We start from the raw sequence: 13377 nt of genomic DNA, 5'->3' as shown, positions 1-13377 counted from the left end.
GAGTGCTTTGGCTTCCCCGGGCCGCTTTAGCTGAGTTGGTAGAGCACATCATTCGTAATGCGGGGATCGCGTGTTCGAGCCACGCAAGCGCACCAAAAATTCTCCAAACGAATCGGCCATCGAAAGGCCGCCGATCCAAGCCATTGTGACTCCGGCCAAACTTATCCCAACGCTTCTCGGTTAAGCAGCGTGTCGTCGCCGTGCCTCGGTCGTCGCCCTTCGAACAGGGCACTCTGGTCGCCGATCCGCGCAATCATATGTTCGCGAAAGACCCTCACCCGTTTGGTGCGCCGCAAGTCGGGATGATAGAGCAGCCATAGCCCCAGATCGTGTATCGGGTCAGGCGCGCGGAAGCGCTCCAACCGGTCGTCCCCGTCGCCCATGAAGCATGGCAGGTAGGCCAGCCCAAGTCCGTGTTTCATGGCTGCGAGCGTAAGCAACGTGTCGTCGACAAAAAAGCTGTGACGATGATCCGGGCAGGCCTCGTTGGTCCAGGATTGATGGAAAGCGCAGCATTCCACCCCCAGCCACCTTGGTTTGGCGCTGCCGGCGCGCAAAGCCTTGAGGTAGTTTCTTTCCCCGTAGACGGCTGATGCAACGTTGGCGAGCCGGGTACCGACCAGAGTGTCAAGTGGCGTGTTGGTCAGGCGAATGGCGATATCCGCGTGCCGCTCGGCGAGGCTGACATACTTGTTGGAAACCTGCACATGCAGCTCGATGTCCGGATAGCTTTCGTTGAAACTGGCAAATATGGGCATCAGCACGGATGATGCCATATTGTTGATCGCCGACACCCTCAGCTCGCCGGCAATCCGATTTTCCTGACCGCCGAGAGCGCCCTCGACTTCGAGGACCTCCATCTCCATCTTACCGGCCGCCATTTTCAATTCCTCGCCGGCCGCGGTCAGTTCGTATCCGGACTTCTTGCGCTCGATCAGGCGCGTGCCAAGCTGCGTCTCCAGCACCCTGATCCGGCGCGACACGGTGGAATGCTGAACGTTCATGCGTTTGGCGGCGCCGCTGATCGAGCCGTCGCGCGCGACCGCCAGGAAAATCCGCAAATCATCCCATTGCATCATGGAGCCCCGATCTGTGCAATTTTGCAAAATGGGCGTCTAGATTTCGAGAATTGAGCCGAAACTACGCGCCCAATATCGTTTCCTGCAAGACAATACTGTCTTCCGGATGCCGTCCGGTTTCCGAGGTTATGCGCCAGGAGGCGACCATGGATCAGCAGCAACCGACTTTCGATCCCGTCAAATTCAAGGAAACGACCCGCAAGCAATGGGACAGCGCGGCCGAGGCATGGAACCGCTGGGGTCCGCTCCTGTCCCGGTGGCTTGGACCGGCGACGGAACTGATGCTGGACATGACCGATGTAAAGCGCGGCAGTCGCGTCCTCGATGTCGCCGCCGGTGCCGGGGAACAGACATTGACCGCGGCGCGGCGCGTTGGCCCCGAGGGTTATGTGCTCGCGACCGACATTTCGGCCGGGATTCTCGATTTCGCCGCCAGCAACGCGAAACTGGCGGGCCATGGCAACATCGACACCATCGTCGCCGACGGCGAAATGCTGGGCGCCATATCCGCTGACCCCTTCGACGCCGTCATTTCGCGCGTCGGCCTGATCTACTTTCCGGATCAGAACAAGGCGCTGGGCGGAATGCGCGACCACCTCAAACCGGGGGGAAGGGTCGGTGCAATCGTCTATTCCACGGCAGACAAGAACCCGTTCTTTTCGATCCCTGTCGGTATCATTCGCCGCCGCGCCGCGCTGCCCGCACCACTGCCCGGCCAGCCAGGCCCATTCAGCCTGGGCGATCCCACGGTTCTAGCAAAACGTCTGATTGATGCCGGATTCCGTAACGTCCGGATCGAAAGGATCGATGCGCCGGTGCGGCTGCACTCGGCCCTGGAATGTCTGCAGTTCGAGCAGGAATCGTTTGGCGCGCTGCATCAGATGCTCGCCGGCCTGTCCGCCCGGGAACAGGACGACGCGTGGGCGGAAATCGAAGAGGCGCTTGGCCAGTTCGAGCGGGACGGACAATTCGCGGGACCATGCGAAATGCTAGTCGCGGCCGCCACAAGATAGGGACACGCCGGCCTCTGTGCCGAAGCGAGGAGGAACCTCATGACGAGAATTGCCATTGTCCAGGAACCGCCGGCTTTTCTGGATCGTGAAGGGACGATCGCCAAGGCAGTGCGGCTGGTTGCCGAGGCCGCGAATGGCGGCGCCGAGCTTGTGGTCTTCTCCGAGGCGTTCATCCCCGGATACCCCGCCTGGATCTGGCGCCTGAAGCCGGGGGCCGACGGCGGCCTGGCAGGCCAATTGCACGGGCGCCTGGTCGACAATGCCGTCGACCTCTCGTCGGATCAACTGCGCCCGCTGTTCGACGCCGCCAGGACGTTCAAGGTGACCATCCTGTGCGGCATCGACGAACGCGACAGCCAGTGGAGCCGCGCCACTATCTACAACAGCGTCATCGTAATTGGCCCGGACGGTTCGCTTCTAAACAGGCACCGCAAGCTCATGCCCACCAACCCCGAGCGGATGGTCTGGGGATTTGGTGACGCCAGCGGGCTGAAGGTCGTCGACACGCCTTCAGGACGGGTTGGCTCGCTGGTTTGCTGGGAGAACTACATGCCGCTTGCCCGGTACGCGCTCTATGCTCAAGGCATCGATATCCACGTCGCCCCAACCTACGACAGTGGCGACGGCTGGATCGGCACATTGCAGCATATCGCCCGCGAGGGCGGCTGCTGGGTCATCGGCGCCGGCAATGTCTTGCGGGTGGAAGACTTGCCGCGCGACTTTCCCGACCGTGACCGCCTCTATCCGGACGCGGACGAGTGGATCAATCAGGGCGACTCCGTGGTCATCGCGCCAGGGGGAAAAATCGTTGCCGGCCCTTTGCGCAAGGAAACAGGCATTCTGCATGCCGACATCGATCTCAAGGCGGCAATTGCCGCTCGCCGCAGTCTCGACGTCGCCGGGCACTACAGCCGGCCGGATATTTTCACCTTGCAGGTCAACGCAAAATCGCAAAGGCCGGCGGAATTCAGCTATTAGCTCTACTGCAGCGACGCCACGGTCTTCAGCGCACCATCGAGCATATCGCCCTTCTCGTCCTTTAGCGCGGCTTCGCGCAGGCGGCGGATCCAGTCGGCAGCATCCGCGCGGCCCTTGAGCAGGTCGAGCGCCGACAGCACCCGGTCGAATTTCGACTGCGCGCGAACATGGGTGTCGCTGTAGCCCTTGATCAGCCGGCGGCAGTTGAGGATCTCGACGGCAAGCGCGTAGTCTTCCCTGACATGGCCGAGCGCCAGCGCGTACCAGCGCTCGAGATGCGCGGTCTCGACCTTGTGGCGCAGCAGGCGGCGACGCCAGCGGCGCATGCCGCCGATGAACCAGAGGGCGGCAAAGCCGGCGAAGCTGTCGGTGCGGATGCGGCGGCCGCGATTGATACGGCGGTCGAGAAAGGCGGCAAGCTTCGGCCGCGCCTCGATGTAGCTGCCGAGCCCGGCCGGCAGCGTGCCGCAGAATTCCTCGATGCGCGGATGGAAATATTCGGTCACCTGGAGGATCGAGCCATCCTTGACGCCGACCTCGCGGCGCACGCGCTTGTCGCGAGTCGAGCGCGTCTTCAGGTCAGCGACGCGGATCATGTCGTCGTAGCACATGGCGTTGGCCAGATGCTTTGCCGCAGCGATCGACAGCGCGTAGTCGTGGCCGGCATTGTCCAAGACGACCGCCCGGTCTAGTCGGTCGAGATACTCGCCGCCACAGGCGATGTCCTGATAGTCGACGACCTTTTTCAGACCGCGAAACGCCATGTCGTGCAGGGGAAGCGGCAGCGCGTCGACGCGCGCCGCAAGGTCCTGCCAGCCCTTCAGCAGGCTTTCCGGGCCGCTCACCTTTGCCGCCGCGCCCGAGCCGATTTCGGCAGCTTTCGGCTCTGCGATCTTGTCGCCCAGAGGTGGCGCGTTCGTAATGCCGCGGGCGCGATCAAAGGCGGCGCCAAAAGCGGCGAGGCTGGCCTTGACGCCGCGGCCGCCGGCACTGACCGCCTGCTCATAGCTCTCGCGGGTGAACGGCAAGGCATCGGACCCCGCCAGTGCGCCGAGCAGGCTGGCCGAGATCATCGAGCCATTGTCGGCGGCGATCTTCTCCATGTCGAAGGCGATGAAGCGCTTGGCCGCGGCTTCGGCTGTCGCATGCACCTTTGGCGACGAGGCCCGGCCGTCGCCGGGCTCGATCTTTTCCGACACGGCGGCGATGCGGTGCGACGAGGCGATCAGCGTCGTGCGCTCGGGCGTGACGAAGCCACGGATGATGGCGCGGCCGGCTTCCATCAGTTCGGCGGCGATCAGTATGTCGACGTCGCCCTGCGAAGGCGACAGCGCGAAGACCGGCAGCCGGCCGGTGTCGCGGCACATCTCGACATAGTAGATGGTGGCGCCGGTGCGCTGGGCGACGCCGGCGACCGACGTCGACTGCGCGACATAGCCGTTGCGCTCGGCGACGTCGGTGATCCAGTCGGCCAGCACGCCGCCGCCCTGGCCGCCGACCGCCAGCACGGCAAGTTTGATGACGCCCTCGTCTTCGGGAGCGCCGGTTTTCAAGCGCGATGAGGGGACGGCGTCAAGCATCGGCGAATGTCAGGCGCCGGCTTTCACGGCGCCGCTGCAAGAGGCTGATCGTGGCGCGACGGGCGGCTTCCAGGAAACGGTCCCAGCGGCTCGGATTGTGCACCATGTCGGCGCGGTAGAAGGACGGGCACAGCACCGCCGCATCGGCGACCTCGCCGCAATTGCCGCAGCCGACGCAGCTCTGGTCGATATGCGCCACCGGATCGTCGCGCAGCGGATCGTCCAGCGACTTCACCGACAGCGACGGGCAGCCGGAAAGCCGCATGCAGGCATGGTCGCCGGTGCAGATGTCCTCGTCGACGCCGAATTTCGGCTTGACGATCCGCTCACCGCCCTTGATCGCCTTGTCGACCAGCGGCTTCTCGCGGCGCTGCCGGTTGAGCATGCATTCGGACGAGGCGACGATGACTTTCGGGCCCTTCTCGTCCGTCGTCAGCGCCTCGCGCAGCGTGTCCTGCATCTTGGTGACATCGTAGGTGCGGTCGATGTGGCGCAGCCATTTAACGCCCATGCCTTTCACCGCCTCGGTGATCGGATGCTTTGTCGATTTCGTCTTATTGCCGGCGCGGGATGAAAGAATATCCTGCCCTCCCGTCGCGGCAGAATAGAAATTGTCGACGATGACGATGACGCCGTCGTTCTTGTTGAACACCGCATTGCCGATCGACGAGGTCAGTCCGTTGTGCCAGAAGCCGCCGTCGCCGACGAAGGAGATCGAGCGGCGCTTGGCGTCGGGCGAATTGAACGCCGAAGCCGAGGCCGGCCCCAGCCCGTAGCCCATTGTGGTGGCGCCAAGCTCGAAAGGCGGCATGATCGAAAACAGATGGCAGCCGATGTCGGAGGCGATGTGGTGCTTGCCCAACTCCTGCTCGACCAGCTTGGTGGCGGCAAAGATCGGCCGCTCCGGACAGCCGACGCAGAAGCCTGGCGGACGGCCCGGGACGACATTGACTAGGTCGGCGGTATCGAGCCCGTCGCCGATCTTGTTCGGCGCGCGGACCTCGCCCGGCAGCAAATGGGGGATGGTGGCGCGCAGGAACGATCCGATGCCGTCGAGCATGACCTGGCCGGTATATTCGCCGGCCATCGGCAGATGTTCCTTGCCGACGAGCTTTGTGCCGCGCCCGGCTTTGTGCAGCATCGCGGCAAAGGCCTGCTCGATATAATTGGGCTGGCCTTCCTCGACGACGAGCACGGCGTCCTTGCCCTCGCAGAAGGACAGGAACTCGTCATCGACCAAGGGATAGACGGCATTCAGCACGTAGAGCGGCACGTCTGTCTCGCCATAAGTATCGGCAAGGCCGAGGCGCTGCAGCGCGCGGACGACCGAATTGTACATGCCGCCCTGCATGACGATGCCGACCGAGCCGTGCTCGGGACCGAAGAACTCGTTGATCTTGTTCTCGCGGATGAAATCCACCGCCGCCGGCCAGCGTTTTTGCACTTTTTCCTTCTCGTGCAGGAAGGAGGCTGGCGGCAGCACGATGCGGCCGGTGTCACGGCGCGGCGCGTCGAGCGCATCGGCCACCGTCATCGCCGGCCGCTTGTTGTCCTTGGCGATGAAATGGCCGTGGACATGGCAGCAGCGGATGCGGACCTGCAGCATAACCGGCGTGTTGGAAATCTCCGACAGCTCGAAGCCGTCCTCGACCGCCTTGACGATCGACGGCAGGTTCGGCCGCGGGTCAAGCAGCCAGACCTGGCTCTTCATGGCGAAGGCATGGCTGCGCTCCTGCATGATCGAGGAGCCTTCGCCATAGTCCTCGCCGACGATGATCAGCGCGCCGCCGGTGACTCCGCCCGAGGCGAGATTGGCGAGCGCATCCGACGCAACATTGGTGCCGACCGTCGACTTGAAAGTCGCCGCGCCACGGATCGGATAATGCACCGATGCCGCCAGCATGGCGGTGGCGGTCGCTTCTGAGGCGCTCGCCTCGAAATGCACGCCGAGCTCACCCAGAATATCCTGCGCGTCGGCCAGCACGTCCATCAGATGGCTGATCGGCGCGCCCTGATAGCCGCCGACATAACCGACCCCGCATTGCAGCAGCGCCTTGGTGATGGCGAGAATGCCCTCGCCGGAAAACTCCTCGCCAGCGCCGAGCCTGAGCTTTTCGACTTCCTTGGCAAAAGACCGTTCGGCCATTTTTTGGCTCCTTCCGTTACCGCCGGCATCCGGCAGCGCGTAAGATCAAATGTCGTGCTTGCGAATGTTCTTCAGCATCTTCTGCAGCGTCGCGATCAGCGCCGAATATTCGGCATCGTCGACGTCGTCGAACATCGCCTCGAACGCGTCATGCATGGCCGGCCAGGCGCGGGTGAACTCGGCGCGACCCTCGTCGGTCAGGAACACATGGCGGATGCGGCTGTCGGTTACCCCCTGCTCCCGCCGCACAAACCCTTGTCCTTCCAGCGTGTCGAGCGTCCGGCTCAACGTCGACTGCTCGATGACCGTATAGACCGAGAGATCGTTGACGGTGACGCCGTCGGCGACCGACAGCACGGCCAGCGTCCGGACCTGCGGAATGGTCAGGCCCTGCTTGCGGAAATCGTCGCGCAAGGTGGCGTTGTAGCGGCCCATGATGCGGTTCATCAGATAGGGCGCGAATTGCTGCAGGCCGATCTGGCCCAAAGTCGAGATGCGCTGGCGCTTTTCAACCTTCTGTTCCATCACAGCCTCCCCGCCAGCAGGAAGCCGGAGCCGCCGCCAAGCCCGGCGCCGGGATGGGTGGAGGCGCCGATATGGTAGAGGCCCTTGATCCCGGTGGCGTGATTACGGCTCGTCTTGAACGGCCGCCACAGGAACGACTGGTCGATGGTCGAGGAGCCACCATAGGGATCGCCGCCGACCAGATTGATGTTCATCGCTTCCAGATCGGCCGGCGAATAGGCGCGGCGTGCAATGACGCTGTCCTTGAGCCCGGCGATATGGCTGGCGAGGATCGCTTCGGCACGGTCCGCGTAGGCTTCGCGCAATGCCTCGGTCCAGCGGCCGTCGGCCGGCGTCGGCAGCTTGCCGGCGGCATCGCCCTTGATATGGCGTGGGGCCTCGGGCAGTTGCAGCCACAGGATCGCCTTTCCGTCCGGACAGCGCGAAGGATCGAGCGCATGCGGTTGGCCGACGCAGATGGTCGGAACCTCCGGCAGCATGCCGCGCGTGGCCTCGTTGCAGGCTTTCGATACACCGTCGAGCCCGGGGGTCAGATGCAGCAGCGCGACCTTGTCCAAGCCGTCGCCGCGCCATGCGGGTGGTTTGTCCAAGGCATAGTGGATCTGGAAATTGCCCTTGCCGTAGCGGTATTTTTGCGTCGCTTCGACGTCGGCTTTCGGCGCTGCGTCGCCGAGCAGCCGCTCGTAGAGCTGGGTCGGCGTGACCGAACAGATGACGCTCTTCTTCGCGGTGACCGTTTCGCCCGAAGCCAGCCGCACGCCGGTTGCTCGGCCTCCGCTCTGGATGATCGAGGCGACGTCCCCGCCAGTCCGGATCACGCCGCCGCGCTCCTTGATTAGCGCTTCGAACGCGGACAGCAGGTTCTTCGCGCCGCCCTTGACGATCGGCGCCCCGGCCGCTTCGAGCGCAAAGGCGATTACCCTGGCGATCTGGCCGGAGAACGCGTCTTCAGGCCCAAGGCCGGCATGCAACACCCAGGGCGCCCAGAGCGCGCGGGTGGTTTCGGATTGGTAGGTGCTCTCCAGCCAGCCGCGCGCCGGCACCAGCGCTGCGCCAAGAAAGGCGGCAAGCTCACGCGGGCCGCGGCGCCAGGCTTCGCCCGCCAGCAGCTTTGCCGTGGGGTACGACCACAGGCTGCCGCCAAGCAGGCCGAACAGCAGGCCGGCATTGCGCTCGATCTCACCGACATCGCTGCCGTGCCGGTCGCCGTCACCTGCCGTCATCGTATTCATCCCCGCGACATTGGCGGGGCGGTCGGTGCGCAGGATGGCATGGCTGCCGTCCGGGCGCAGCACGCCGGTCGGCGTGCCGGTGTTGCAGAATTCCAGGCCGTGCCGCGCCAGATCCTTGCCCAGCGCCGCATAGGCCGGCGAGGTGATGAACAGGACGAAGGTCGTCGCCATCACGTCATGGATGAAACCAGGCGCGGTGATCTCCTCGGTGCGCATGCAACCGCCGATGCGGTCGTTGCGCTCGAGCACCAGCACCTTCGCCCCCTTGCCGCTAAGCATCGCCGCGCAGACCAGCGCGTTGATGCCGCTGCCGACGATAATGTGATCGGGCGCGTTCATCGACGATTGCTCCCCGTCGGCAGGAGTTCAATTGGGGAGATTGGCGCTCTACGGCGCCCCCCTCTGTCCTGCCGGACATCTCCCCCTCTTGGGAGGAGATCGGCCGTCACTGCGGCCTTCGAAAATCTCCAAGGCTGTAGGAATGAGCTGGGCGTCGGAACTGCCGATCTCCCCCCTGGAGGGGGAGATGTCCGGCAGGACAGAGGGGGGCGCCGTAGAGCCGCAGCGTTACAAGGCTGCCGCTCCCAAATCGTCACTACAGCGTTACCTGCGACCATGATCTTCTCCCGAAGACCGCCACCTCGTCCTATTGTCTCGGCACCAGCGCCAGTGCGCGGATCGGGCTGCCGGTGCCGTGCTCGATCTTGAGCGGTGCGGCGATCAGGATCGCGCCTTTCGGCGGCAGCCGGTCGAGATTGCAGAGGCTGGCGAGGCCATAGCGGTTGGCCTTGTGCATCAGGCTGTGCGCCGGGAATGGCGGCTCCATTCCCCCTGCTTTGCCAGCATCCGTGCCGATCGTCTCGCTGCCCCAGCCCTTGATGTCCTTGCTGATCAGAAACTGGATGGCCTCGGCCGTCGGTCCGGGCGTGTGCGGTCCGGTCTCGTCGGCGTTGAGGAATTCGGCTTCCGAGCCGTTGCGCTTGTACCAGTCGGTGCGCATCACCACCCATTCGCCGGCATTGATCGCGCCATGCTCGGCTTCCCACGCCTTGATATGGTCGACGGTGAGCAGGAAATCATGGTCCGCGGCGGCTTGCTTTGAGCAGTCTATGACATTGACCGGTCCGACGAAGTTCTGCGCCGGAATGGTGTCGGTGGCGCCGTCCGGATAATCCTTGCCGGTGATCCAGTGCTGCGGCGCGTCGAAATGCGTGCCCGAGTGCTCGCCGAGCTTCAGCCAGTTCCAGGCCCACCACGGTCCGTTCTTGTCATAGGCGGAGATGGCGTGGATCTCGACCTTCGGCGTATCGACGGCGAGTTCCGGCGGCAGCTTGATCAGCGGCGTGTTCGGCCCAAGCGGGGCCGTCAAGTCGACCACCTGGATGGCGCCTGAAAGAAGCTGGCCGGCGACCTCGCCGAGGAGTTTTTGCGTGTCCATGGTCTCTGTTCCCTCTTCTTAGATGGCTCTGAAGGCTCGTTGCGGCCCTTAATATCCTACTAGACGAAAACATATGCATCTGCAATTATCTTTAAGCATAAAGGAAATGGGTTGGGTGGGGTGTGAGCGAGTTTGACGCCATTTTCGTCGGGGCGGGCCACAACAGTCTGGCATGCGCAGCGCATCTGGCGTTGAAAGGTTGGAAAACCGCGATTTTCGAGCGCAGCGCAACAATCGGCGGCGCCGTCCAGACCCGCGAATTCACGCTTCCCGGCTTCCGGCACGATTTCGGCGCGATGAATCTGAGCCTGTTCGCCGGCTCGGCCTTTCACAAGAAATATGCAAATGAATTGAAAAAACACGGGCTGGAATTTGCGCCGGTCGCCGACTGCTTTGCCAGCGCCTTTCCCGACGGACGCTGGTTCGGTGTCAGCCACGACCTGGAGAAGACCGCGTCGCGCATCGCCGGATTTTCGCAAGCCGACGCCGCCACCTGGCGCCGGCTGGTTGACGCCTTCCCGGCGGAGGCCGAGCATCTGTTCCGGCTGCTAGGAGCGCCGATGAGCGGGCGGGCGCTGGCCGGCACTGCATGGAACCTGTGGCGCAGGAAGGGCTTTGCCGGCACGCTCGACACCGGTCGCCTGCTGCTGTCGTCGCCGCGCGCGTGGCTCGAGGAGAATTTCGAGACGCCGCATGTCAGGGCGACGCTCGCCACCTGGGGCATGCATCTCGATTTCGCCCCCGACGTCGCCGGCGGCGCGGTGTTCCCATACCTTGAGTCCATGGCCAACCAGTGCTTCGGCATGGTGCTCGGCAAGGGCGGTGCCGACACCATCATCCGCGCCCTGTCGGGCATGGTAACCGCTGCCGGCGGCCAGATTATCACCGGGGCTGAGGTGGCCGAGATCACGGTCTCCGCCGGCAAGGCGACCGGCGTGCGGCTCGCTTCCGGCGAGACCCATACCGCCACCAAGGCTGTCGTCGCCGGGGTTGCACCAGGGGCGTTGCCCGGCAGACTGCTGCCTGATGGTTCCGGCGACGCCGGCTTCGACGCGGCGATGAAGAAATTCCGCCATGCGCCGGGCACGATGATGATCCATCTGGCGCTAGACGATCTGCCGGACTGGCGCGCCGGCGCCGAGCTTCGGCAGTTCGCGTATGTGCATCTGTCGCCTTCGCTCGACGCCATGTCGCGGACCTATCAGCAGGCAATGTCGGGCATGCTGCCGGACGAGCCGGTTCTGGTCGTCGGCCAGCCGACTGCGGTCGATCCGTCGCGGGCGCCGGAAGGCAAGCATGTGCTGTGGGTGCAGGTGCGCATGCTGCCCGCCGAAATGTCAGGCGATGCGGCGGGCAAGATCGCGCCAGCCCACTGGGACAACGTCAAGGAGCGCTACGCCGAGCGCGTTCTCGACATCATCGAGATCTATGCGCCCGGTCTTCGCCGGAAGATCCTCGGCCGCGCCGTGTTCTCGCCGCTCGACCTCGAACGCGAGAACCCCAACCTCGTCGGCGGCGACCAGATCTGCGGCAGCCACCATCTGGCGCAGAATTTTCTGTTCCGCCCGGCGCGCGGTTATGCCGGCTGGAACACGCCAGTCGGGAATTTGCATCTCACAGGCGCTGCAACATGGCCGGGCGCCGGCACTGGTGCCGCCTCGGGCTATATGCTCGCCCAACAGCTTGGCGGGAGGTAGAATTCAAAACACCCGTGGGTGAAGGAGGGCAAGGCGCGGTTGCCCAAGGAGCCTGAACCCACTGAACGACAACGACGACGCGCATAGAAAACCAACAGGGGAACGACCATGACAATCAACAGACGAGAATTGCTCGGATATGGCGCAGCAGCACTTGGCGCCACCGTCATCGGCCTGCCGCAAATGGCCAAGGCAGCCGGCGAACTGACCATCGCCTACAACGTCAACCTGCCGTCCTGGGACCCGACCACCGGGCCTTCGGCGGTCAACCCGACGATCCAGGGCCTCTACCAGTCGGTGTTCGACCAGTTCATTCCGCAGAAGCCGGACCTGTCCTTCGCGCCGGGCCTGCTTACCGAATGGGGCTGGAATGACGACCGCACCAAGATCATGATGACGGTGCGCGACGGCGTCACCTGGCATGACGGCTCGCCGTTCACGGCCGAGGACGTGGTCTGGTCGCTGCAGCGGGCGGGCAACGAAAAGACCGGCAACCCGATCCAATTCGTCTGGAAGAACGTAAACAACTTCAAGATCGACGGCAACAAGATCACCGGAGACGTCGTGCAGTTCGACCCGGTGTATTTCAAATGGATGTCGTTCCTGACCGGCTACATCATGCCGAAGGCCTATTACGAGAAGGTCGGCGCCGAAGGCTTCGAGAAGGCTCCGATCGGCACCGGCCCGTACATGGTCGACAAATTCGAGCGCAACGCCTTCCTGCGGCTGAAGGCCAATCCGAACTATTGGGGCGGCAAGCCGGCCTTTGAGAATGTGACGATCAAGTTCGTCACCGATGCGGCGAGCCGCGTAGCCGAAATCGAGTCCGGTTCCTCGCAGGTGACGCTCGAAATCCCCTATGAGGAATATGACCGCCTGATCGCCAAGGACGGGCTTGCCGGCTCGTGCAAGAATGTTTCCGACATCGGCATGATCTTCTTCAACGACATCGACGTGATGCTGGACAAGAACGTCCGCCAGGCTGCCGTCATGGCGGTCGACAAGAAGCTGCTGGTCGACCGCCTGCTGCGCGGCTATGGCCAGCCTATCCATACGCTGGAGACGCCGGAATACGCAGCCTACGATGCGTCGATCAAGGTCGAGCACAATCCGGAAAAAGCCAAGGAATTGCTGGCCGCCTCCGGCTATTCGCCGGAAAAGCCGGTCAAGTTCACGATACAGACGACCAAGGGCTTCAAGCCCAAGGACTACGAGATGATCCAGGCGATCGTCGGCATGTGGCGCAAGGTCGGTATCGAGGCGACGATCGAGGTCTACGAGATCGCCAAGCACTACGAGTTGCGCGCCGCCGACAAGCTGGCGCCGGCCGCCTTCTACAATTGGGGCAACGCCATTGGCGATCCGACGACGTCGACCGGCTTTGCCACCTATGGCCCGAGCCCGCATTCGGTGTGGGACAGCCAGGATCTGATCGACATGATCAACCCGCTATGGGGCGAGAAAGACGAGGCCAAGCGCATCGGCGGCTGGAAGGCTGTCGACAAGTACATCGCCGAGCAGGCCTATGTGCTGCCACTGATCCAGTATGCGCAGCCGATCGTGCATGCCAAGGGCGTCAATGTCGTGCAGCATATATCCGGCGCGCTGCTGCCGGCGCTGATGACCCCGGCGTGAGATCGGCATAGCGTCCAAGCGCGCCATCGCCGTCGATGGCGCGCCCTTTCCGCA

At 63.8% G+C, this 13377-nt stretch carries 10 protein-coding genes; 4 read left to right on the top strand and 6 right to left on the bottom strand.

Translation table 11 applies throughout. From position 1 onward, the window contains the following. Nucleotides 1-161 precede the first annotated feature (161 nt). The gene (locus tag EOC94_RS10090) at nucleotides 162-1076 is read right to left on the bottom strand and encodes a LysR family transcriptional regulator (protein ID WP_095488059.1); all 915 of its coding nucleotides are present in this window, start codon (nucleotides 1074-1076) and stop codon (nucleotides 162-164) included. 149 nt (nucleotides 1077-1225) lie between these two features. Between EOC94_RS10090 and EOC94_RS10085 the strand changes: the two genes are divergently transcribed. Further along, entirely contained in the window at nucleotides 1226-2092 is an 867-nt protein-coding gene (locus tag EOC94_RS10085) for a class I SAM-dependent methyltransferase (protein ID WP_126103792.1), read from the top strand. 39 nt (nucleotides 2093-2131) lie between these two features. Then, nucleotides 2132-3070 (top strand): carbon-nitrogen hydrolase family protein, encoded by a 939-nt coding sequence (locus tag EOC94_RS10080; RefSeq protein WP_127290185.1) that lies wholly within the window; start codon nucleotides 2132-2134, stop codon nucleotides 3068-3070. Nucleotides 3071-3072: 2 nt separating this feature from the next. Here the strand turns inward: EOC94_RS10080 and EOC94_RS10075 are convergent, their stop codons facing one another. The 5 genes from EOC94_RS10075 to EOC94_RS10050 form a co-directional block, all read right to left on the bottom strand. Continuing rightward, on the bottom strand, nucleotides 3073-4650 hold the full coding sequence (locus tag EOC94_RS10075; protein ID WP_127290183.1) for an indolepyruvate oxidoreductase subunit beta family protein: 1578 nt from the start codon (nucleotides 4648-4650) through the stop codon (nucleotides 3073-3075). After that, on the bottom strand, nucleotides 4643-6796 hold the full coding sequence (locus EOC94_RS10070; protein ID WP_127290181.1) for an indolepyruvate ferredoxin oxidoreductase subunit alpha: 2154 nt from the start codon (nucleotides 6794-6796) through the stop codon (nucleotides 4643-4645). Before EOC94_RS10070 ends, EOC94_RS10075 begins: the two co-directional genes overlap by 8 nt. A 45-nt stretch (nucleotides 6797-6841) precedes the next feature. After that, complete coding sequence (locus EOC94_RS10065; RefSeq protein WP_095487756.1) at nucleotides 6842-7321, bottom strand: MarR family transcriptional regulator; 480 nt, start codon at nucleotides 7319-7321, stop codon at nucleotides 6842-6844. Continuing rightward, entirely contained in the window at nucleotides 7321-8892 is a 1572-nt protein-coding gene (locus tag EOC94_RS10060) for an NAD(P)/FAD-dependent oxidoreductase (protein WP_127290179.1), read from the bottom strand. Before EOC94_RS10060 ends, EOC94_RS10065 begins: the two co-directional genes overlap by 1 nt. A gap of 307 nt (nucleotides 8893-9199) precedes the next feature. Then, nucleotides 9200-9991 carry a cyclase family protein gene (locus EOC94_RS10050; protein ID WP_127290177.1) on the bottom strand — a complete coding sequence of 264 codons (792 nt, stop codon included), beginning with the start codon at nucleotides 9989-9991 and terminating at the stop codon, nucleotides 9200-9202. 122 nt (nucleotides 9992-10113) lie between these two features. Here EOC94_RS10050 and EOC94_RS10045 point away from each other — a divergent pair, with 122 nt between their 5' ends. Both EOC94_RS10045 and EOC94_RS10040 read left to right on the top strand, forming a co-directional pair. Next, nucleotides 10114-11688 carry an NAD(P)/FAD-dependent oxidoreductase gene (locus EOC94_RS10045; protein WP_127290175.1) on the top strand — a complete coding sequence of 525 codons (1575 nt, stop codon included), beginning with the start codon at nucleotides 10114-10116 and terminating at the stop codon, nucleotides 11686-11688. Between the two features lie 108 nt (nucleotides 11689-11796). Continuing rightward, complete coding sequence (locus EOC94_RS10040; RefSeq protein WP_127290173.1) at nucleotides 11797-13323, top strand: ABC transporter substrate-binding protein; 1527 nt, start codon at nucleotides 11797-11799, stop codon at nucleotides 13321-13323. Nucleotides 13324-13377: the final 54 nt, after the last annotated feature.

This window comes from Mesorhizobium sp. M6A.T.Ce.TU.016.01.1.1, from assembly GCF_003997065.1.
Taxonomy (GTDB): Bacteria; Pseudomonadota; Alphaproteobacteria; order Rhizobiales; family Rhizobiaceae; genus Mesorhizobium; species Mesorhizobium mediterraneum.
The sequence above is the reverse complement of the archived record's forward strand: the minus strand, read 5'-3'. Positions and strand labels throughout refer to the sequence as shown.

Excerpts from the sequence above, each read along its gene's own strand:
- EOC94_RS10090 (WP_095488059.1), bottom strand. The coding sequence starts at position 1,076 with ATGCAATGGGATGATTTGCGGATTTTCCTGGCGGTCGCGCGCGACGGC.
- EOC94_RS10085 (WP_126103792.1), top strand. The coding sequence starts at position 1,226 with ATGGATCAGCAGCAACCGACTTTCGATCCCGTCAAATTCAAGGAAACG.
- EOC94_RS10080 (WP_127290185.1), top strand. The coding sequence starts at position 2,132 with ATGACGAGAATTGCCATTGTCCAGGAACCGCCGGCTTTTCTGGATCGT.
- EOC94_RS10075 (WP_127290183.1), bottom strand. The coding sequence starts at position 4,650 with ATGCTTGACGCCGTCCCCTCATCGCGCTTGAAAACCGGCGCTCCCGAA.
- EOC94_RS10070 (WP_127290181.1), bottom strand. The coding sequence starts at position 6,796 with ATGGCCGAACGGTCTTTTGCCAAGGAAGTCGAAAAGCTCAGGCTCGGC.
- EOC94_RS10065 (WP_095487756.1), bottom strand. The coding sequence starts at position 7,321 with ATGGAACAGAAGGTTGAAAAGCGCCAGCGCATCTCGACTTTGGGCCAG.
- EOC94_RS10060 (WP_127290179.1), bottom strand. The coding sequence starts at position 8,892 with ATGAACGCGCCCGATCACATTATCGTCGGCAGCGGCATCAACGCGCTG.
- EOC94_RS10050 (WP_127290177.1), bottom strand. The coding sequence starts at position 9,991 with ATGGACACGCAAAAACTCCTCGGCGAGGTCGCCGGCCAGCTTCTTTCA.
- EOC94_RS10040 (WP_127290173.1), top strand. The coding sequence starts at position 11,797 with ATGACAATCAACAGACGAGAATTGCTCGGATATGGCGCAGCAGCACTT.